At 71.7% G+C, this 20,054-nt stretch carries 21 protein-coding genes and 1 tRNA gene; 7 read left to right on the forward strand and 15 right to left on the reverse strand.

The window, feature by feature from the left end; all coding sequences use genetic code 11:
• Positions 1–66 precede the first annotated feature (66 nt).
• Complete coding sequence (locus AB8735_RS15500; protein ID WP_372407925.1) at positions 67–1,323, reverse strand: RDD family protein; 1,257 nt, start codon at positions 1,321–1,323, stop codon at positions 67–69.
• Between the two features lie 338 nt (positions 1,324–1,661).
• Between AB8735_RS15500 and AB8735_RS15505 the strand changes: the two genes are divergently transcribed.
• Positions 1,662–2,072 (forward strand): SsgA family sporulation/cell division regulator, encoded by a 411-nt coding sequence (locus AB8735_RS15505; RefSeq protein WP_344031389.1) that lies wholly within the window; start codon positions 1,662–1,664, stop codon positions 2,070–2,072.
• A gap of 55 nt (positions 2,073–2,127) precedes the next feature.
• Here the strand turns inward: AB8735_RS15505 and AB8735_RS15510 are convergent, their stop codons facing one another.
• The gene (locus AB8735_RS15510) at positions 2,128–3,495 is read right to left on the reverse strand and encodes an FAD-linked oxidase C-terminal domain-containing protein (protein WP_344031390.1); all 1,368 of its coding nucleotides are present in this window, start codon (positions 3,493–3,495) and stop codon (positions 2,128–2,130) included.
• Positions 3,496–3,902: 407 nt separating this feature from the next.
• Positions 3,903–5,048, reverse strand: a complete 1,146-nt coding sequence (hppD, locus tag AB8735_RS15515; RefSeq protein WP_344031392.1) for a 4-hydroxyphenylpyruvate dioxygenase — start codon at positions 5,046–5,048, stop codon at positions 3,903–3,905.
• A gap of 121 nt (positions 5,049–5,169) precedes the next feature.
• Here hppD and AB8735_RS15520 point away from each other — a divergent pair, with 121 nt between their 5' ends.
• On the forward strand, positions 5,170–5,643 hold the full coding sequence (locus tag AB8735_RS15520; protein WP_372407928.1) for an Lrp/AsnC family transcriptional regulator: 474 nt from the start codon (positions 5,170–5,172) through the stop codon (positions 5,641–5,643).
• A gap of 59 nt (positions 5,644–5,702) precedes the next feature.
• Here the strand turns inward: AB8735_RS15520 and AB8735_RS15525 are convergent, their stop codons facing one another.
• The 7 genes from AB8735_RS15525 to AB8735_RS15555 all read right to left on the reverse strand — a co-directional run bounded on the left by AB8735_RS15525 (position 5,703) and on the right by AB8735_RS15555 (position 13,846).
• Positions 5,703–6,506 carry a hypothetical protein gene (locus AB8735_RS15525; RefSeq protein ID WP_372407930.1) on the reverse strand — a complete coding sequence of 268 codons (804 nt, stop codon included), beginning with the start codon at positions 6,504–6,506 and terminating at the stop codon, positions 5,703–5,705.
• Positions 6,507–6,611: 105 nt separating this feature from the next.
• Positions 6,612–7,253: a helix-turn-helix domain-containing protein gene (locus tag AB8735_RS15530; RefSeq protein WP_344031397.1), complete on the reverse strand. Its 642-nt coding sequence runs from the start codon at positions 7,251–7,253 to the stop codon at positions 6,612–6,614.
• 338 nt (positions 7,254–7,591) lie between these two features.
• Complete coding sequence (locus AB8735_RS15535) at positions 7,592–9,379, reverse strand: DEAD/DEAH box helicase (protein ID WP_344031399.1); 1,788 nt, start codon at positions 9,377–9,379, stop codon at positions 7,592–7,594.
• A gap of 226 nt (positions 9,380–9,605) precedes the next feature.
• Positions 9,606–11,084 (reverse strand): MFS transporter, encoded by a 1,479-nt coding sequence (locus tag AB8735_RS15540; RefSeq protein WP_372407931.1) that lies wholly within the window; start codon positions 11,082–11,084, stop codon positions 9,606–9,608.
• Between the two features lie 151 nt (positions 11,085–11,235).
• The gene (locus AB8735_RS15545; RefSeq protein WP_372407933.1) at positions 11,236–12,276 is read right to left on the reverse strand and encodes a YeiH family protein; all 1,041 of its coding nucleotides are present in this window, start codon (positions 12,274–12,276) and stop codon (positions 11,236–11,238) included.
• A 14-nt stretch (positions 12,277–12,290) separates the two neighbouring features.
• Entirely contained in the window at positions 12,291–12,857 is a 567-nt protein-coding gene (locus AB8735_RS15550) for a cysteine dioxygenase family protein (RefSeq protein WP_344031405.1), read from the reverse strand.
• A 68-nt stretch (positions 12,858–12,925) separates the two neighbouring features.
• The gene (locus AB8735_RS15555; protein ID WP_344031407.1) at positions 12,926–13,846 is read right to left on the reverse strand and encodes a LysR family transcriptional regulator; all 921 of its coding nucleotides are present in this window, start codon (positions 13,844–13,846) and stop codon (positions 12,926–12,928) included.
• Between the two features lie 88 nt (positions 13,847–13,934).
• Here AB8735_RS15555 and AB8735_RS15560 point away from each other — a divergent pair, with 88 nt between their 5' ends.
• The 3 genes from AB8735_RS15560 to AB8735_RS15570 all read left to right on the forward strand — a co-directional run bounded on the left by AB8735_RS15560 (position 13,935) and on the right by AB8735_RS15570 (position 15,426).
• Positions 13,935–14,834 carry an alpha/beta fold hydrolase gene (locus AB8735_RS15560; protein ID WP_372407934.1) on the forward strand — a complete coding sequence of 300 codons (900 nt, stop codon included), beginning with the start codon at positions 13,935–13,937 and terminating at the stop codon, positions 14,832–14,834.
• A 98-nt stretch (positions 14,835–14,932) separates the two neighbouring features.
• Positions 14,933–15,004: transfer RNA gene (locus tag AB8735_RS15565), tRNA-Cys, on the forward strand.
• An 83-nt stretch (positions 15,005–15,087) separates the two neighbouring features.
• Positions 15,088–15,426 carry a hypothetical protein gene (locus AB8735_RS15570; RefSeq protein WP_372407935.1) on the forward strand — a complete coding sequence of 113 codons (339 nt, stop codon included), beginning with the start codon at positions 15,088–15,090 and terminating at the stop codon, positions 15,424–15,426.
• 21 nt (positions 15,427–15,447) lie between these two features.
• Here AB8735_RS15570 and AB8735_RS15575 read toward each other — a convergent pair whose 3' ends face one another.
• Both AB8735_RS15575 and AB8735_RS15580 read right to left on the reverse strand, forming a co-directional pair.
• A complete protein-coding gene (locus AB8735_RS15575; RefSeq protein ID WP_372407937.1) occupies positions 15,448–15,849 on the reverse strand; it encodes a hypothetical protein in 402 nt (133 codons plus the stop codon).
• Between the two features lie 41 nt (positions 15,850–15,890).
• Positions 15,891–16,358 (reverse strand): hypothetical protein, encoded by a 468-nt coding sequence (locus AB8735_RS15580; RefSeq protein WP_344031417.1) that lies wholly within the window; start codon positions 16,356–16,358, stop codon positions 15,891–15,893.
• A 212-nt stretch (positions 16,359–16,570) separates the two neighbouring features.
• On the opposite strand from AB8735_RS15580, the gene AB8735_RS15585 reads away from it, so the two are divergent.
• A complete protein-coding gene (locus AB8735_RS15585) occupies positions 16,571–17,239 on the forward strand; it encodes a hypothetical protein (RefSeq protein WP_372407939.1) in 669 nt (222 codons plus the stop codon).
• Here AB8735_RS15585 and AB8735_RS15590 read toward each other — a convergent pair.
• The gene (locus AB8735_RS15590) at positions 17,224–17,715 is read right to left on the reverse strand and encodes a hypothetical protein (protein WP_372407940.1); all 492 of its coding nucleotides are present in this window, start codon (positions 17,713–17,715) and stop codon (positions 17,224–17,226) included. The genes AB8735_RS15585 and AB8735_RS15590 overlap by 16 nt on opposite strands.
• A 264-nt stretch (positions 17,716–17,979) precedes the next feature.
• Between AB8735_RS15590 and AB8735_RS15595 the strand changes: the two genes are divergently transcribed.
• Positions 17,980–18,852: a Scr1 family TA system antitoxin-like transcriptional regulator gene (locus AB8735_RS15595; protein ID WP_372407943.1), complete on the forward strand. Its 873-nt coding sequence runs from the start codon at positions 17,980–17,982 to the stop codon at positions 18,850–18,852.
• Positions 18,853–19,059: 207 nt separating this feature from the next.
• On the opposite strand, the gene AB8735_RS15600 is transcribed toward AB8735_RS15595, so the two are convergent.
• Positions 19,060–19,509: a hypothetical protein gene (locus AB8735_RS15600; RefSeq protein ID WP_372407945.1), complete on the reverse strand. Its 450-nt coding sequence runs from the start codon at positions 19,507–19,509 to the stop codon at positions 19,060–19,062.
• A 6-nt stretch (positions 19,510–19,515) separates the two neighbouring features.
• Complete coding sequence (locus AB8735_RS15605; protein WP_372407948.1) at positions 19,516–20,028, reverse strand: hypothetical protein; 513 nt, start codon at positions 20,026–20,028, stop codon at positions 19,516–19,518.
• Positions 20,029–20,054 lie beyond the last annotated feature (26 nt).

Here is a 20,054-nt window from a genome sequence, read left to right on the forward strand (position 1 = left end):
CCGCATCCGCCCGTATGCCGTTCGAGTTGCCCGCGCCCGCGCCCGCGGTCGGGCCCCGGCCCGCGGTCAGGCCTTGCCGGAGGCGACGAACGTCCGCGCCGCCTTGTCATGCCAGCACTGCCGCCAGGGACGGTCGAACAGACACCACAGCACGCCCAGCAGCCCCACCGCGAGGAGCCCGGGCAGGCTGTACACCAGCCAGCGGCGCAGGACGGCGCCGAACGACGCGGTGTCGTGCGACTCGATGTCCAGGACGCGCACCCCGCACAGCTTCTTGCCCAGCGTGCGGCCCCACTTGGCGGTCGGCAGCACCTCGTAGAGCACCCCGGCGACCAGCAGCGCCGCCACCACGATCGCGAGATACGTGCCGGTGGTGCCGTCGAGGAGCCAGACGGTCACGGTCTCGCCGGAGCGCTTGGCGCGGTCGACCTTCTCGTCGATGTGCTCGACGGAGCTGTTCCACAGCGGCACGGCGAGGGCGGCGAGGGCGCCGCCGAGGACGGCCGTGTCGACCAGCCGCGCGGCCAGCCGCCGGCCCAGGCCCGCGGGGCGGCCCTCCCGGCGCGCGGCCCGGAGGAAGGGGTCCTCCGTCGGCGGCTTCCAGGGCGCGGGCACCCCGGGCTCGCGGACGGCGGGCGGTGCGGGCGCGGTCTGCTGCACGGGCGTTGTCTGCTGCACGGGCAGGGGATGCGCCGCCGGCCGCGGCTGGAGCTGCCCCTGGGGCTGCATCCGGGGCTGGGCCTGGGGCTGCTGCTGGACCGGCAGCTGCGGCGGGGACCAGGCGGCCGGCGGCCCGTGCTGCTGCGCGGGGACCGGCTGCCGGGTCTCCTCCGGCCAGGGGCGCGGCGGTTGGGCCGAGGAGAGCGCCGACGGCCCGTGATGGACCTGCGGCGCGGCGGAGCCCGGTACGGACCTGCGGCCGCCGAGGTCCATCGTGCCCTCGCGGACGGGCGCGACGGGGGCGGCGGGGGCCGCGGGCTCCGCCGCGCGGGGGTCGGGCCACGCCGTGGGCTCGCGGCGCGCGGGCAGCTGCTCCTCGTCGAAGAACACCGGCCCCGTCTCGTCCCGCCCCTGACCGGCCGTCGGGCCGCCTCCGGCGGGACCCGGGGACGGCGGCACGGGTGCGGCGAGGGCGGGCAGCGGCGCGGCGGGCAGGCCGGGCGGCGGCCCCGGCATCGGCTCGCCCTCGGCGGGGGCGGGCCGGCTGGTGCCGGGGACCCAGGCCGTGCCGCTCCAGTAGCGGATATAGCCGGGGATGGACGGGTCCGGGTAGAAGCCTCGGCTGGGGCTGCCGTCGGCGGATCCCGGGATGGGTGCGCTCATGGTCTCCGGTGTCCCGTATCTGTTCGGCCGTGCTGGGATGTCAGGCAGTCTGCCGCACTGGCGTGGTGTCCTGTGTACCGCTCCGGGTCCGGTGCTCGCGACTGCGGGCGCACGTCCATGTGACCTCTATGCGCAAAAGACAACCTGGGGCGGGGTCAACAGGTCTACCAGACGGCCTCCCTCGCGTGGACGTTTACACCGACGGGACCACTCACACGTGCGACCGGGAGGCGCCGCGGTGCGAAGTCGCGTCATGACGCCGGGCCGGTGCGCTCTGTCCGGGTGCGGGCCCGGTCGCGAGGTCCGCGCAGCGGGCAGAGGAACGAAAGGCGCACTTCATGCATGCCGTGGTGGAACGAGACCTGGAGATGGACCTGGTGCTGGAGCCGGGGCGCAGCATTCCGGTGCCGGCGCGGCTGAGCTACCGGGCCGACGACCCGTATGCGGTGCGGATCGCCTTCCATGTGACGTCGGAGGCGCCGGTCAACTGGACGTTCGCGCGCGAGCTGTTGACCGAGGGGGTGCACCGGGCCTGCGGCGCCGGGGACGTACGGGTGTGGCCCGGCTCGTCCGGCGGGCGGACGGTGGTGTGCGTGGCGCTGTCGTCGCCGGACGGCGAGGCGCTGCTGGAGGCACCGGCCCGGGCGGTGCGCGCGTGGCTGGAGAGCACGCTGAGGCTGGTGGAGCGGGGTGCGGAGGGGAGGTGGCTGGCGCTGGACGAGGCGCTGCGGGAGTTGCTGGGGGCGTGATTCCGCGGTGCCGCGCGTGGGGCCGCCGCCCCGGCCCGGGACGACGGCCCCGCCCTCACAGCACCTTGCCGGGGTTCAGCAGCCCCAGGGGGTCGAAGACCGCCTTGACCCCCCGCTGCATCTCCATCGCCACCGGCCCCGCCTCCCTCGCCAGCCAGTCCTTCTTCAGCAGCCCCACCCCGTGCTCCCCGGTGATCGTCCCGCCGAGCTCCAGTCCCAGGGCCATGATCTCGTCGAAGGACTCCCGGGCCCGGCGCGCCTCGTCCTCGTCGGCGGGGTCGAAGCAGACGACGGGATGGGTGTTGCCGTCGCCCGCGTGGGCGCAGACGCCGATGGTCAGGCCGTGCTTGTCGGCGATGGCGGCGGTGCCGTCGAGCATCTCGGCGAGGCGGGAGCGGGGCACGCACACGTCGTCGATCATCGTGGCGGGGCGCAGGGCCTCCAGCGCGGGCAGCGACATCCGCCGTGCGTGCAGCAGGAGTTCGGACTCGGCCGGGGAGTCGGCCGGGACGACCTCGGTGGCCCCCGCCGCGGTGCACAGCTCGCCGACGGCGGCCAGGTGCGGGGCGGGGTCGGGGGTGTCGAAGGCCGCCAGGAGCAGCGCCTCCGTCGACTCCGGAAGCCCCATGCCCGTCAGGGCGTTGACGGCGCGCAGCGTCGTGCGGTCCATCAGCTCCAGGAGCGACGGGGCATGGCCGCCCGCCATGATCCGGCGGACCGCCTCGCAGGCCGCCGCCGCGGACGGGAACTCGGCCGCCAGGGCCAGCTGTTGGGGCGGGGCGGGCTTCAGCGCGAGGACGGCCCGCACGACGACGCCGAGACTGCCCTCCGAGCCGACGAACAGCCGCGTCAGGTCGTAGCCCGCCACGCCCTTGGCGGTACGGCGGCCGGTCGTCAGCAGCCGGCCGTCGGCGAGGACGACGTCCAGGCCGAGGACGTACTCGGCCGTCACACCGTACTTGACGCAGCACAGGCCACCGGAGGCGGTGCCGATGTTGCCGCCGATGGTGCACTGCTCCCAACTGGACGGATCCGGCGGGTAGTAGAGGCCCTGCTCGGCGACGGCGCGGGAGAGGACCGCGTTGACCACGCCGGGTTCGACGACGGCGATGCGCTCGGCCGGGTCGATCTCCAGGATCCGGTCCATCTTGACCAGGGAGAGGACGATGCACCCGTCCGTGGCGTTGGCCGCCCCCGAGAGCCCGGTACGGGCGCCCTGCGGCACGACCGGGACGCGCAGCGCGGTGGCGGTGCGCATGACGTGCTGGACCTGCTCCGTCGTCCGGGGCAGGACGACGACGGCGGGCGCGCCGGCTGCGCAGAAGCTCGCCATGTCGTTGGCGTAGGAGGCGGTGATGTCCGGGTCGGTGAGGATCGCGGTGGCGGGGAGTCCTTCGTGGAGGAGCTGGATCAAGTCGCCCATGTGTTCACGATGCCACTGGGGTCTGTCCGGGGGGTAGATCGCCCCCGGCCCGCCCTTTCACCGTTTCTTCCGGGGGCTCCGCCCCCTCGGCCCGGCACCGCGCTGCCGCGCGGTGGGCGGGGCTCCGCCCCCGCGCCCCGGCGGGGGCTGCGCCCCCTGCGCCCCCGCTTCCGGGGCTCCGCCCCTGGCCCCCTTTTGTCGCGGCTCCGCCGCTCGTCCTCAAACGCCGGACGGGCTGGAGTGCGCGCCCCCGCCTGAAACCTCACGCCGGAAATCCTTACGTGGGAAATCCGGCCCGGGCGCACACTTCAGCCCGTCCGGCGCTTGAGGACTCCGCCCGAAGGGCGGACGGGGTCCGGGGTCTCCCCGGAAGAAACGGCGAAAGGGCGGGGCGGGGAGCAACCCCCTTACAAATTCCCCCGCTTCTCCTGCTCCCTCTCAATCGCCTCGAACAGCGCCTTGAAATTCCCCTTCCCGAACCCCATCGACCCATGCCGCTCGATCATCTCGAAGAAGACCGTCGGCCGGTCCTGCACCGGCTTCGTGAAGATCTGGAGCAGATAGCCGTCCTCGTCCCGGTCCACCAGGATCTTGAGTTCCCGCAGCGTCTCCACGGGCACGCGCGTCTCGCCCGCCCATTCGCCGAGGGTGTCGTAGTAGGAGTCGGGCGTGTCCAGGAACTGGACGCCCGCCGCCTTCATCTGACGCACCGTCGCGACGATGTCGTTCGTCGCCAGCGCGATGTGCTGCAGGCCCGGCCCGCCGTAGAACTCCAGGTATTCGTCGATCTGCGACTTCTTCTTCGCGATGGCCGGCTCGTTGAGCGGGAACTTCACCTTTCGCGTGCCGTCCGCGACGACCTTCGACATCAGTGCGGAGTATTCGGTGGCGATGTCGTCGCCCACGAACTCCTTCATGTTGGTGAAGCCCATGACCTTGTTGTAGAAGCCCACCCACTCGTCCATCTTGCCGAGTTCGACGTTGCCCACACAGTGGTCGATGGCCTGGAAGTTCCGCTGGGCGAGCGGGGCGACGAGCGGTTCGGCGGCGACGAAACCGGGCAGGTACGGGCCGCTGTAGGCGGAGCGTTCGACGAGCGTGTGCCGGGTCTTGCCGTATGTGGCGATGGAGGCGAGGACGACGGTGCCGTGCTCGTCCTTCAGCTCGTACGGCTCCTCGAGACCCCGCGCGCCGTGCTCCACCGCGTAGGCGTACGCGGCCCGCGCGTCCGGCACCTCGATCGCCAGGTCCACGGCGCCGTCGCCGTGTTCGGCCACGTGCTCCGCCAGGAAGCGGCCGCGCTCGCTGGTGGCCTTGATGACGGTGGTGAGGACGAACCGGGCGCCGCCGGACTCCAGGACGTAACTCGCCGTCTCCCGGCTGCCGTTCTCCGGTCCGGAGTAGGCGACCAGCTTCATGCCGAAGGCGGTCGAGTAGTAGTGCGCCGCCTGCTTGGCGTTGCCCACGGCGAAGACCACCGCGTCCATCCCCTTGACCGGGAAGGGGTCGGCCTGCCGAGCGGTGTCAAAGGTGTGATCTGTGGTCTGCGTCATGCGCGCAGCGTCTCGCCGATCCACAAGGTGCGCAATAGTTTGCGTATTGGATGGGCAATCTGCACAGCAGACAGCCGGTAACGCCGGGCGATCTGTACAGGATGACCACGAGGGGATGATCATGGCGATCGATCGTTTGGACGGCCGGCTCATCGAACTGCTCGCGCGGGAGCCGCGCATCGGCGTCCTGGAGGCCTCCCGCCGCCTCGGCGTGGCCCGCGGCACGGCGCAGGCGCGGCTGGACCGGCTCCAGTCGGAGGGCGTCATCCGCGGCTTCGGCCCGGACGTCGACCCCGCGGCGCTGGGCTACCCGGTGACCGCCTTCGCCACCCTGGAGATCCGGCAGGGGCAGGGCGCGGACGTCCGCACCCATCTGGCGGGCGTCCCGGAGGTGCTGGAGCTGCACACGATCACCGGGCACGGGGACATGCTGTGCCGGCTGGTGGCCCGCTCCAACGCGGATCTCCAGCGGGTGATCGACAAGGTGGTGGGGATCGAGGGGATCGTGCGGGCGTCGACGGCGATCGTGATGGAGAACGCGGTGCCGTTGCGGATCATCCCGCTGGTGCGGGAGGCGGCGGGCGGGGAGGAGTGAGCCTCGGCCCCGTCGCCGCCCCGCGCGTCAGCAGCCCCGCGCGTCAGCAGCCCGGCACGTCAGCAGCTCGGCACCCGCCCGCCGGACGACAGCGCCTTCAGCGACTCGACCGCGTCCCGCAGATCCGTCACCGGAACCAGCCGCATCCCCTTCGGCAGCTCCGCCTCCGCCTCCGCGCACTGCTTCTTCGGCACGAGGAAGACGCCCGCCCCGTCCCGGCCCTCCGCCTGCACCTTCAGCGGGACGCCGCCGACCGGGCCCACCGACCCGTCCGGCTCGATCGTGCCCGTGCCGCCGATCGTCCGGCCACCGGTCAGGTCACCGCCCCGCCCGTCGCCGTCGATCTTGTCCACGATGCCGAGGGCGAACATCAGGCCCGCGCTCGGGCCGCCGATGTCGGCGAGCCGCAGCGTGACCTTGACGTCCTTCGGCGAGCGGTGGAGGTAGTCCAGGGCGGCCCGCGTCGCGGACTCCTGCGACTTGGTCATCTCCGCCACGTTGCGCTCCTCCGTCTCCTTGTCGGACTTGCCCGGCGGGAAGACGGAGTCGCGCGGCATCACCGCCCGGTCCGTACGGAACCAGTCGCCCGCCACGTCGGCCAGGCCGACCTCCGCCCGCGGCCCGGTCGCGATGATCGAGGACATCCGCAGCTGCCCGCTCGTGCGACGGCTCTCCACCCCGCTCACCGAGATCACCGGTTTGCCCTGGTGATCGCCGAGCACATTGACCGTGGACCCGGGCCGGGCGATGGAGAACGGCAGGGGCGCGAAGGCCGCCGTGCCGAGCAGGGCCAGGACGGGCACGGCGCAGACGGCGGCGATCCGGGTCCGGGGGGACCAGGCGGACGGGGGGAGGAAACGCATGGTGCGAATCTAGTTCACCGCCCGTCCCCCGGCCCGGCCGCCCTCGCCCCAGCGCGTCACCCCCGCGCAACCCCCCGCACGGGATCCCGCACGGACCCCGCCGCGTCACCTGAGCGCGTCCGCCACCTCCTTGGCCGCCTCGACGACCCGCGGGCCGACCCGGTGCGGAACGGCGTCGGTGAGCATCACCACGCCCACGCTGCCCTCGATCCCGCTCACCCCGAGCAGCGGGGCCGCGGCCCCGCTCGCCCCGGCCTCCAGTTCGCCATGGGTGAGCGAGTAGCCCGGATTGTCGACGTCGCCCGCGCGGGCGGCGAGTATGGCGCGGCCGGCCGCGCCCCGGTCCAGCGGGTGCCGGAACCCGGCGCGGTAGGCCACGTGGTAGTCCGTCCAGGTCGGTTCGACGACGGCGACGGCGAGGGCCTCCGCCCCGTCGACGAGCGTCAGATGGGCGGTGGCCCCCACGTCCTCGGCCAGCGCCCGCAGCGCGGGCAGGGCGGCCTCCCGCACCAGCGGGTGCACCTGCCGGCCGAGCCGCAGCACCCCCAGGCCCACCCGGGCCCGGCCGCCGATGTCCCGCCGGACGAGCGCGTGCTGCTCCAGCGTGGCGAGCAGCCGGTAGACCACGGTCCGGTTGACGCCGAGCCGGGCGGCCAGCTCGGTGACGGTCAGTCCGTGGTCGGTGTCGGCCAGCAGTTTCAGGACACGCAGTCCTCTGTCGAGCGTCTGCGAAGTCTCCGCGGTCACGACGCCCCCTCCTCCGATGAAAGGCGGGCTCTCGTCGTGGTGGGGTCGCGCCTCCGGTCCCGTCCGGCAGCGCGTGAGGAGAGGCCGCCGGGTCGCTTGACGCATTGCGCACTCGGGGCGCAGGCGTTCGCTGGACGCACGCGCCCTCGGACGCGTACAACCGGCCGCGCTCCGCGGCGGCGCTGCCACGGGGCGTGTGCGTGACCGGCACGCTAGCGAGCCGGTCCGCTCAGCGGAAGAGTCTGCCCACAATCCGGGCATCCCGCAGGGGAATCGGGGAATACCTGATCAACTCCCTTGCGGGCGTCGCCATACGCGATCGTCACTGCACGCGGGCATCACTGCATGCGCGTGGCCCACTCCCGCAGCTTCTTGATCCGTTCGCTCAGCTGCCCGGCCGTCGCCTCCGCGCTCGGCGGGCCGCCGCAGGTGCGCCGCAGCTCGGTGTGGATCACGCCGTGCGGCTTGCCGCTCTGGTGCGCGTACGCGCCGACCAGCGTGTTGAGCTCCTTGCGCAGCTGCAGCAGCTCCTTGTGCGTCACCACCGGCCGCCGCTCGGCCGGGATCTCCAGCAGGTCCGCCTCGTCGTCCGGCTTCCGCCGGCTGTGCGCGATCTGCCGCGCCTGGCGCTTCTGCAGCAGCAGTTGGACCTGCTCGGGCTCCAACAGGCCGGGGATACCGAGGTAGTCCTGCTCCTCCTCGCTGCCCGGGTGGGCCTGCATGCCGAACTCGGCGCCGTTGTACATGACCCGGTCGAAGACCGCGTCGGACTCCAGCGCCTCGAACGGCAGCATGTCCTGCTCGCCGGTGTCCTCGTCCTGCTGCTTGTTGGCCTCGTCCATCTCCTTCTCGGACTCGGCGTAGGGGTCCTCCTCCCCCTCCTTCTTCGGCCGGTCGAGGACGTGGTCGCGCTCGACCTCCATCTCGTTGGCGAAGGTCAGCAGCGTCGGGATGGTCGGCACGAAGACGGACGCCGTCTCGCCGCGGCGCCGCGACCGCACAAAGCGGCCGACGGCCTGGGCGAAGAACAGCGGCGTGGAGATCGTCGTCGCGTAGACCCCGACCGCGAGCCGGGGCACGTCCACGCCCTCGGACACCATGCGGACGGCGACCATCCAGCGCGAGTCGCCGTGCGAGAACTCGTCGATGCGGTCGGACGCGCCCGAGTCGTCGGAGAGGACGACGGTGGGGCCCTCGCCGGTGATCTCCCGGATCAGCTTGGCGTAGGCGCGCGCGGAGTCCTGGTCGGAGGCGATGACGAGCGCGCCGGCGTCCGGGATGGACTTGCGCACCTCGGTCAGCCGCTGGTCGGCGGCGCGCAGCACATTGGGCATCCAGTCGCCGCGCGGGTCCAGCGCGGTGCGCCAGGCCTGGCTGACCGCGTCCTTGGTCATCGGCTCGCCGAGCCGGGCCTCCAGCTCGTCGCCCGCCTTGGTGCGCCAGCGCATGTTGCCGCTGTAGGAGAGGAATATCACCGGGCGGACGACGCCGTCGGCGAGCGCGTTGCCGTAGCCGTAGGTGTAGTCGGCGGAGGACTTCCGGATCCCGTCGTTCCCCTCCTCGTAGGTGACGAACGGGATGGGGTTGGTGTCCGAGCGGAACGGCGTACCGGTCAGACAGAGGCGGCGGGTGGCCGGCTCGAACGCCTCCATGCAGGCCTCGCCCCAGGAGCGGGAGTCGCCGGCGTGGTGGATCTCGTCCAGGATGACGAGCGTCTTGCGCTGCTCGCAGCGGTTGCGGTGCAGCATCGGGCGGACGCCGACACCGGCGTAGGTGACGGCGACGCCGTGGTACTCGCGGCCCAGCGGGCCCGCGCTGTACTCCGGGTCGAGCTTGATCCCGACGCGGGCGGCGGCCTCGGCCCACTGCTTCTTCAGGTGCTCGGTCGGCGCGACCACGGTCACCTGCTGGACGACGTGGTGGTGCAGCAGCCAGGACGCGAGGGTGAGCGCGAACGTGGTCTTCCCGGCGCCGGGGGTGGCGACGGCGAGGAAGTCACGGGGCTGGGTCTGGACGTACCGGTCCATGGCGCCCTGCTGCCAGGCGCGCAGCTTGTTGGCGGTACCCCAGGGGGCCCGGCCGGGGAAGGCGGGCGAGAGGTGATGGTTGGCTGTGGTGGTAGTCACGGTCTCCGTCGGGGTGGTCGGGGGCCTTGAGGAAACACAACCGCGACAGCCTACCCAAGGTGCGGGCGGAGGGAGTCCGGCCCCGCTGCGGAAGGGGCGAAAGGGGCGGGTGACGGGACCGGAGTCCCGTCACCCGCCCTGTCGGTATCGGTATCGGTATCGGTGGACGTACGGCCCGTCCGGGGAGGACAGCGCGAGCCGCAGTCGTCGGGTTCGGGAGACGGGATCATGCCGGGCGCACCCGGTCCTTCGTCCCGCGCTCCTTCGTCCCCCGCTCCTTCGGCCGCAGCCGGGTCGCGACCGCCGCGCCCGCCACGGCCACCGCCGCCATCGCGACGTAGACGGCCGCGAACGCGGAGTGCGGAGCCGCGGCGTCCGACGCCCCGTGGGCCCCCTCGCCGGCGGTCCCGCCGCCGAACGCGCCGAAGAGCACGCCCGCGACGCCGACCAGCACGATGTTGCCGAGGGCCTCGGACACCTGGAGGGCGGCCGAGCTGACGCCCTCCTCCCCCGCCGGGGAGAGCTCCAGCGCGAGCACGGTGCTGCTGGAGACGTTCAGCCCGATCCCGTAGCCGGCGACGACCCACGAGGCGGCGACCAGCCACACCGGCGCCCCGTCGAGCAGCACCAGCGGCACCACCGCGATGGAGACGGCCATCAGCACCAGGCCGAGGCACATCAGCCGCTGCCGGTATGGCTCCAGCCGGGACCGGCTCTGGGTGTAGGCGCCGAGGCTCCAGGTGAGGCCGCCGCCGGTGAGGGAGAGCCCGGCGGTCGTCGCGGACATGCCGCGCTCGCTCACCAGCATCAGCGGGATGAAGCTCTCGGAGGCGAGGAAGGCGCCCACCGTGATGCCCCGCAGCAGCACCACGGACGGCAGTCCGCGCAGGGCGCGGAACGTCCCCCTCGGCAGCAGCCGGACGATGGACGGGGCGAGCAGCGCGAGACCCGCGACCGCCGGCACCAGGGCGAGCCACTCGCGGCCCTGGCCCGCGTACTGGAGCAGCCCGGCGCCGACGGCGACGGCCAGCGCGAGCGCCGCCCGACGGCGGTCGGGGGCGCCCCCGGCCTCCGGACGCGGCAGCTTCCGCAGCGCGGGCAGCATGACCGCGAGCGGCAGCAGGATCAGGACCGGGATCGCCAGGAACACCCAGCGCCAGCCGAGCTGTTCGGCCACGGATCCGGCGATCACGGGACCGACCAGGACGGGCACCACCCAGGCGGCCGAGAACGCCGCCAGGATCTTGGCCCGCAGGCGCTCGGGGTAGGCGCGCCCCACGACGACGTAGAGCGACACCACGACGAACCCGCCGCCCAGGCCCTGCACCGCCCGGGACGCCACGAGCATCCACATCTGCTGGGCGGAGCCGGCGAGCACCAGACCGGCGCCGAAGGTGGCGATGCCGGTGAAGAGCGGGCCCAGCGGCCCGGAGCGGTCGCTCCACTGCCCGGCGACGGACATGGAGAACAGACTGGCCGTGAAGTAGGCGGAGAAGGCGAAGGCGTACAGCCCGACGCCGCCCAGGGCGCGGGCCGCGAAGGGCATGGCGGTCGTGATCGCGCTCGCCTCGAACGCGATCAGCGAGACGACGGAGATGATGCCGAGGGTCAGGGCGCGGTAGCGGCTCCCGAGGACGCCACCGGCCTCCCCCGGTGGCGTGGTGGCGGCCCCTGGGGCCGCGGATATGGAGTCAGTACTGGTCATGGTGGCGAGCCTAGAAAGAGGGCGTTTCCGGCGCTTCTGTCCAGAGAAGGGACCGTCCTCGTCCGTTCGCCCTACCTCCGAAGTCACAGCCCACCGGCCACACCAGTCACAACAGACACACCGTCCGTCACGCCGCCCATCTCGCCGTCCGTCACGCCGTCGTCACCAGCACCCCCGCGTACGACACCCCCGCGATCACCGCCCACGCCCCCAGCCCGAGCGCCGCGACCCGGCCGCCCGTGCGGACCAGCGAGGGCAGGTGGACCGCGCTCCCCAGCCCGAACAGCGCGGCCGCGAGCAGCAGTTCCTGGACGCGCTGCGCCCCGTCCAGCACGGTACCGGGCAGCGCTCCGGTGCTGCGCAGGGCCACCATGGCCAGGAAGCCGACGACGAACAGCGGCACGACCGGCGGCCGTTTCGCCCCCCGCCCGGTGCCCGCCGTCCGCCGACGCCGTATCGCCACCGCCACCCCCGCCACCAGCGGCGCCAGTAGCGCCACCCGCATCAGCTTCACCAGGACCGCCTCGCCGAGCGCCGTCGGCCCGGCCGTCTGCGCGGCCGCCACGACCTGGCCGACGTCGTGCACGCCCGCCCCCACCCAGCGGCCGAACTGCGAGTCGTCCAGCCCGAGCGGGTGGTGCAGCAGCGGCAGGACGGCGATCGCCAGCGTGCCGCAGAGCGTCACCAGCGCCACGGACGTCGCCGTGTCCTCCTCGTCGCTGCCGGAGACCTCGCCGACCGCCCCGATCGCGGACGCCCCGCAGATCGCGTAGCCGGTCGCGATCAGCAGCGGCTGGTCGCCGCGCAGCCCGAGCCGGCGGCCGAGCCAGAGCGTCCCGGAGAAGGTCGCGGCGACGGTCACCAGCACCATCGCCACAGTCGCCCAGCCGATCCCGAGCACGTCGCCCAGGCTCAGCCGCAGCCCCAGCAGCACCACGCCGAGGCGCATCAGCCGCTTCCCGGCGAGGGTGAGCCCCGCGCGTCCGGCACCGCGCACCAGCTCCCGGACGCCGGGCAGATGCGCCGCGCCGATGCCGAGCACGACCGCCGCGGTGAGCAGCGGGACGGCGGGGACGAGCCCGTGGACCGCCCAGGCCAGGGCGACCCCGGCGGCCACCATGGCCAGGCCGGGGAGCCGGCCGGGCGGCGCGGCCCCCGGGGTCGCGCGGGCCCGGTCCTCGACCAGCACCACCGCCGTCTCCCCCCTCACAGCTCGTCGGCCGGCAGCCGGTAGACGCGCCGCACGCTGGTGCCGAGCCGCGAGACGTCGGCGCCGTAGACGTGGATCGAGACCGCCGCGGACGAGGACGCGTTGCGCACCCGGTGGATGTCGCCGGGCGGCGCGAAGCCGCAGACCTCGCCCTGCCGGTTGGCCACGTCCTCGACGGCCACCAGCCGGGCGCTCGGCCCGTCGGGGACCAGCCGGTAGCGGCGCTCGCTCTCCGTCCCCTCGTGCACACCCGTCACGCACCACGCCACGTGGTCGTGGATCGGCGTCCCCTGCCCCGGCAGCCAGACCAGCGCCACGACCGAGAAGCCGCCGTCCGGTTCCGCGTGCAGGACGTGCTGGCGGTAGTGGTCCGGGTCGCCGGCGCGCTGCTCGTCGGTGAGGAGGTCGGGCGCGCCGAGGTGGCCGGCGAGCAGCTCGCCGACGAGGTAGGCGGTCGTGTCGGGCGGCAGGCCGCGGTCCACCGCCTCCCTGATGCCGTCGACGAGGGCGCGGAGCCGGGCGGTGACCGGGGGCGCGGCGGGGGCTGTCGTGGGCGTCGTCATAGGGGCAGCGTCGAGCCGGGGAACGATCACGTCCAACGACAGTTCGTTGGCCGGTCGCCAACTGCCGCTTATGGTTTGTTCGAACAGCCGCCGGTACGCCGCCTCGCCGCCGCCTTGAGCTCGTCCAGCACGAGGGCGGTGGCCGGTACGCGGAGGTGGTCGCGGAGCACGTACGCCGAGACCTGGCGGCTGGACGCCGGGTCGAGCGGGCGGCCGGTGATCCGGTCGTGGCGCAGGAACGACAGCACCAGCCCCGGCATCATCGCCACCCCCAGCCCCTCCGCGACGAGCGACTGCACGACCAGGATGTCGTCCGTGGTGAACGCTATGTCGGGCGCGAAACCGACCTGGGTGCACTCGTGCAGGAAGTTGGTGCGGCAGCGCAGACAGCCCGCGATCCAGCGCTCCTCGGCGAGGTCGGCCAGGGCCACGGCACGGCGGCGGGCCAGCGGGTGCCCGGCCGGCATCAGCACCGTCAGCTGGTCCTCCAGCAGCGGTATCTCCACCAATTCGTCCGGCACTTCGTCGTGCAGCCCGGGGTAGGTGAAGGCGAGCGCGATGTCGAACTCGCCGCGCTCCAGCCTGCGCAGCGACTCCGGGGGCTCCCCCTCCAGCAGTTCGACCCGCACCCCCGGGTGGTCGGCCGCGAGCCGGGCCAGCGCCTCGGGGACGAGGGTGGCGCCCGCGCTGGGGAACGCGCACATCCGCACCCGGCCGGAGCGCAGCCGCGTCAGCGAACTCATCTGCTGCTGGGCCACGCTGAGCGTGTCGAGGATCGTCTCGGCGTGCCGGGCGAGCGCCTCCCCCGCCTCGGTCAGCCGCATCCGCCGCCCCACCCGCGTGAACAGCGGTGTCCCGACGGCCCGTTCGAGGGCCTTCATCTGCTGGGTGATCGCGGGCTGGGTGTATCCGAGCGCCCGGGCGGCCGCGGAGTACGAACCGGCCGCCACCACCGCGTGGAACGTCTTGATGTGCCGCGAGTCGAACACACCGGAATCATAAGCGGATTTTGGGGCAGGCGGGAGTTCCTTGATGGGTTGCTTCTGGATCATCCACCACTTAAGGCATGGTTGACATATGCCACATAACGCACCACCCGCCCCCTTGCGCTACCCCTCCTACGACGGCGCGGAGCTGGCCTACCGCGTCCTGGAGGCACGCGAGCCCGACGTCGGCCGCCCACCCGTGATCTGCCTCGCCGGCGGCCCCGGACGCGACGCCGCCTACCTCGGCGACCTGGGCGGCCTCGACGCCCGCCACACCCTCGTCGTCCCCGACTCCCGTGGCACCGGCGCCTCCCCGCCCGCCCCCGACCCCTCCGGCTACGCCTTCCCCGCCCTGGCCGAGGACGTCGAATCCCTCCGCGCCCACCTCGGCCTCGACCGCTTCGCGCTCCTCGCCCACGACGCCGCCTGCGCCACGGCCCAGGCGTACGCCGCGCTCTACCCGCACCGCCTCGCGCACCTCGTCCTCGTCACCCCGGGCTCCCGCCTCCAGGGCGAACTCCCCGGCGACGCCGAGGAGATCTTCGAGTCCCGCGCGGACGAGGAGTGGTGGGTGGACGCGTACGTCGCCGCCCACTCCCTCCCCGACACCCGCGACTTCGCCGAGGCCCGCGCCCTCCTCCGCCGCGCGGCCCCCCTCGCGTACGCCCGCTGGGACGCCCCGCAGCAGGCCCACGCCGCCGCCCAGGACCACCAGCTCCACCCCGTCCCCCGCATCGCCTTCTGGCAGGGCGTCGACGACGCCGCCCGCACCGCCGTCCTCGACCGCCTCCGCGCCGTGACCTGCCCCGTCCTCGTCGTCACGGGCGACCGCGACGCGGTCACCGGCATGCGCGCCGGCGAACTCGTCGCGGCCTCCTTCCCCCGGGCCGCGCTCCGGCCGCTGTACGGGGTCGGCCACTACCCATGGGTGGACGAGCCGGAGATGTTCCGCCCGGTGGTGGAGGAGTTCCTGGCGTCCCGGTCCTCATGAGCCCCATGAACGGGGCATGTCGGTCATGTGGCGGCACCCCGCGCCCTGTTGATCGAGGTCGGGGCCCCGCCCTAATGTCTTGAGGGACAGCACAACTTGGCCGTGTGCCCGAGTGGTTGAGGGGCTCGCCTGCAAAGCGAGTTACGCCGGTTCGATTCCGGTCACGGCCTCTGCGTCTGAGTACCCGTACTCAGCTCCGGACGCGTAGGCGCGCGGATGCCCCGCTTCGCACCCGCCGCCTAGCGTGACGATCATGACAGCAGCCCGCTACGACAACGCCGCCGCCAACTGCCTCAAGGCCATCGGCGGCCTGGTGCTCTGGCTCTTCGCCGGGGCGACGTTCCTCTTCGCGCCGTTGGCGGTGATGGCGAGCGACCCCTGCGGCCAGGGCGACACCCAGCTCATCTGCACCACGACCGGGCAGCAGCTGGTGGCGTACGTCCCCCTCGGCACGGCCCTGCTGGCCGCACCGCTGGGCACCTGGGGGCTCGCCTCACGGCGGGAACTGGCCCGGTACGCATGGGTACTGGCGATGGTCATGCTGATGGCCGCGTGGATGGTGGTCGACGCGATCGCGGGCTCGCACCCCTAGCCGGTCGGTCGGCCGATGGCCCTACGAGGACGGCGTGGGCAACCAGCCCGGGATGTGCACGACCGGCGCACCGTGCTCCAAGGCTGCGGTCAGCACCTGCCGGTAGGCGATCAACTGCGGGTGCCTGCGCCGCTGTTGGGTCACCGCCCCCGAGAGGAGCAGAACGGGGATCGAGACCACCAGCAGCACGGCGGCCCCGGCCAGCATCAGAGCCCCTCCCCCGTCAGCGGCCGGGAGCAGCAGCACGAGTCCGCCCAGGAACCCCACCAGAGACAGCCACGTCGACGGTCCGTAGCGCACCCGGTGCGCGCCCAGCACACCCCGCACCACATCGTCGTCGAAATAGTCGACGCCGCTCCGCCGCCCGATGTCCTCGACGGCCGCCGCCAGCCGGGGATCGGCCGCCAGGGCGGCCCCGTTCACCGGCAGCACTCCTCCGTACCCGGCCAAGCCGCCCCCTTTCCTCACACCCGCGTACAGGGTGTGATCACTCGGACCATCAGTCGCCGCTGCCCGGCCACGATCGTCACGCCCGCCCGGTACCCCTCGGCATTGCGCGCCGCCGACAGCAGACTCGCGTCCGCGACGTCCTCGAACGACACCCAGCCGCCGGCCTCGAACCACGCCCCCAGCCGCATCAGCGCCTCCGGCAGCGCCGTGTCCCGCACCCGGTCGACGTACCACTGATGCCCCACGGCACAGGGCGTCTCCGTGAACCCCCACGGCACGCACTCCGGACACACCACGGACACGACGTCGTCCGTCCGCCCCACCCTCCGCCGGAGCGCCAGCGCGTCGAGGATCCGGCTGGAGTGGGCGTACAGCTCGCGGACCAGGGCGGCATCGGGAGCCACCTGCGGTACGGCGACGACGTCCAGACACCCGGACGCCGAACGATCCGCTTCCGAGGCATCGACGAAGCCCACCGTCATCCCGCCCTCACGCGCTCACATAGAAACATCCAATCGATGCACAGGTTAGCGAATGAGGAACAATCAGAACCCCTCGGCCGGATTGCCCATAAAGGGGTGACCAGGTTCCGGATAGCCCTGGCCCCCGTCCCCGAGCTGAGCATCCGGACGAGGCATCAGATGAGTAGCCGGACTCATGCCTGCCGTGCTGCGGCTGACGGACGATTCCGTACGTGACCGGACGAACAAAAATCCTCGCCCTCATCTTCTCGACCACAGCGGTGGTCGGCGCCGCCGCCCTGATAGCGGGTGTCGCGGTGTTCGCCCGGTGGGCCAAGTCGATGTGGGAGGGCGACCCCTACCCGGTGGCCCGTCCGGCAGCCACCGCCGAGCGGCTGGACGGACACACGCAGTCCGTCTACGACGCCCTCGGTCTGCCGCGGGCCCGGCTGGACGACGACCGGCCCGGCCGCGGCATGGAAGCCGGAGGCTCCGCATGCCCACGCCAGGGCCTGCGCCACCTGCCCGAGAACCTGCGCGACACCCCGCCGGCCGAGCCCGGCGTCGTGGACGTACGCGAGGAGTGGGCCCTCAAGGGCGTCCCCCGCGCCGAGGCGGAACCGGCGCTCGAGCGAGTGCGACACCATCTGACGCGGCAGGGCTGGAAGGTCATGAGGTTCGACGACTCGACGCCCGGCCACGAACTCTGGCTCCACCTCAAGCACCCGCGCACCGGCGACACCATCAGGGTCGCGACGAACTCGGAGGACCGCCTGTCGGTCTCCGCCTACGCCGAGTGCGCGAGATACCCCTCGGACACGGAGCGGGACTACTACGGCGCCCTACGCCTGCCACCCCAGCAGGCCCCCGCCCAGCTCCGTCGCACTCACAGCCCGGCATAACACCGCGCCGCCTCCCGCGAGAACACGACCCACATCCTGTTCCCGGCCAACGGCCCCCGCGCGTTCTCCAGCCCGCAGATCCCCCTGCACGCCGCCACGACCTCGTCCAGCGTCGTCAACGCCAGGCGCCGAAGCCCGAGGCAGACCCGGCCGTGGCCGCCGGCATGCGCCGGATGCTTGTCGAAGACGGTCAGCCGGAGCACCCCGTACCGCCACCTCAGAGATACGTCCGTCTCCCGGTTGACGTTGAACAGATGGCAGTTCCCGAGGAGTTCGGCCACCGCGAAGGTCCCGAGCTCCGCCATGTCGGACAGCCCGTGCTCGTCGAGCAGTTGACGCACGAGGCGACGGGCGAGGGAGAGCGCATACGGACTCCCGGGAAGCCCGAAGGAGTAGTTGAGGTCGGCCAGGGTCGGCGCACCCGGCACCGCCGGCGGCCCGCCCGGGAGGCAGGCGGATACGGCGTCACTGAGCATGCGTGATCACTCCAAGCACGTGGGGGGGATTGGGGTCATCGCACGCAACCGCCGGTGGCTCGCCTCCCTGGACGCGGGCACACCCCTCCCAGGGAGGACGGGCATGCTCACGCGGTGCTCTTCCGACTCGCTGTGCGTGAGTGAAGCGGCACCGAAGGTAGCGCACACCGGGTGGACGGTTCTACCGAACAGGAGAACCGTTCTACGCGATGGATCTCATGCAGCTACAGCGGCAGACTGTCCGCGGCTACGAGGAGAGGTGACATGCCACCACGCAACGCCCCCACGGTCCGTCAGCGGCGCCTCGGCACCGAGCTGCGCAAGATTCGAGAGGCCGCTGGTATCTCCACCCAGCAAGCTGCCGCGCTCATCGGCGTCAATCGGACTCGGATCCCCAACATCGAGTCCGGCAGCTTCGCGATCAGTCCAGAGCGGGTGCGCACCCTTGCCCAGCACTACGGCTGTGGTGACGGGAAGTTGATCGACGCCCTCGCCGACATGGCCCGGGATCGAGACAGCCGCTGGTGGGAGTCGTATCGCAACAACCTGCCGACTGGCTTCCTCGACGTCACCGAACTCGAGTACCACGCCACGGCGTTCCGAATGTTCCTCATGGTGCACCTGCCGGGCCTTCTTCAGACGGCCGAGCACGCGCAGGCGGTCTTCGAGGCATCTCTCGCCTCTCTCCCCAAGAAGGAGGTCGAACTCCGCGCCGGACACCGCATGCGACGGCAGGAGATCCTCACTCTCCGGGACGACCCACCCCCGTTCACCGCGATCATCCACGAGGCAGCCCTACACATGCAGTTCGGCGGACCGAACGTCGCCAGGGCTCAGTTGAACCACTTGCTCCGCATGAGCGAGCGGAGCAATATCAGCATCCGGGCCATCCCCTTCGACACTCAGGGCTTCGCCGGCTCCGGCCAGTCCATCTGTTACGCGTACGGGCCGGTCCGCCAGCTCGACACGGTCCAGTTGGACAGCTTTCACGGCCCCGTCTTCGTCGACTCGGAAACGGAGTTGAGGAGGTACCGCGACTTGCTCGACAACGCGGAAGCCCGGTCCCTCACACCGGAGCAGACTCGCACACTCATCGAAACGATTGCCCACCAACTACGAACGGACACCCATGCCTGAGACGCAGTGGCAGGAACCTATTTGCGGCGGGGACGGAGGCAACTCCTGCCTTCAAATAGGCCAAGCGCCGGATGGAACGCCTATCCTCCGCGAAACAGACCGCCCTCACGAGGTAGTCACCACGACTCGTGAAGGCTTACGGAACTTGGTCGAGGCCGCCAAGAGAGGTGAACTTGACCATTTGATCTGATCACTTGACGCCCGGCCTCACAGGCTACGCACGAGCTTGGCTGCCTCGGCGACCGGGAGCAACGGATACCTCTTCTTCAGTTCGTGGACAGCTTCGGCGACCCCCTCACAGTCGCGGATTCGCCTCAAGGGCAGCACATCCACAGACTGCCTCAGCTCGTCAAACGACGTGAAGGTTCGCACATACCAATCACGCTGCTTCCGACGCGCTGCATAGAGCTCACCGAACGCGGGGCACAGGACAACCAACACAAGAAGCAGGAAGATCAAAACCTGATCGAACGAGCCTGTCCCGTTCATGGTCAAAATCAAACCGAACGCTCCGATGGCTACACCCCAGAGCGCAACCCGCAGACCGTACATAAAGAACCGACCCTCTCTCCATGAGCCGCAGGAATCACCTCTGATGAGGTAAGTGTCCGGACAGCGGCCGCCGGCGCAAAGGCTCCTCCCCCGGCTCCTGGCCATGAGAGATCATTGTTTCTCCTGCTTCACCCCGCCCGGGATCAGGCATGGCGAATCTATTCCGATACCCATCTCGCCAAACCCCTTCCCGGACGCCGCAGACTCCACCGAGATAAAGAAACCCTCCTTCTTCGGTCGCGCCTCCACAATCATGCTGACGTTGGGCGACTCGTAACGTCGAAACGTCGTGACGTCGTACCCGTCGCGCTCAAACATCTTCCGAACTTTTTCACCGGCCTCGTTGTGCCTTTCCTGGGGCAAGTCCACCCAGGCCGTGTAGAGAAGTTTGTACCTCGAATCTGTTGCAGACTCGCCGTCTCTCCCAATACACCCGACGTATCTGACATCTGGATTTCTAGAGTTGACACGGACTCCCATAACATCGGCAACATGCTCAGTGAAGCGCCGGGCCCAGTCTTTCGCCTCCGATCTGTCCATTCTGGGCAACGGATCGTTCTTCCCCTTTTCCTTCGAATCAGACACACAACCCCCCAGGAGGCCGACGACTACAGACAACGTCACGAAGCGCAACGTGAAACTTCTCAAAG

This window comes from Streptomyces luteireticuli, from assembly GCF_041519305.1.
Classification (GTDB): domain Bacteria; phylum Actinomycetota; class Actinomycetes; order Streptomycetales; family Streptomycetaceae; genus Streptomyces; species Streptomyces luteireticuli.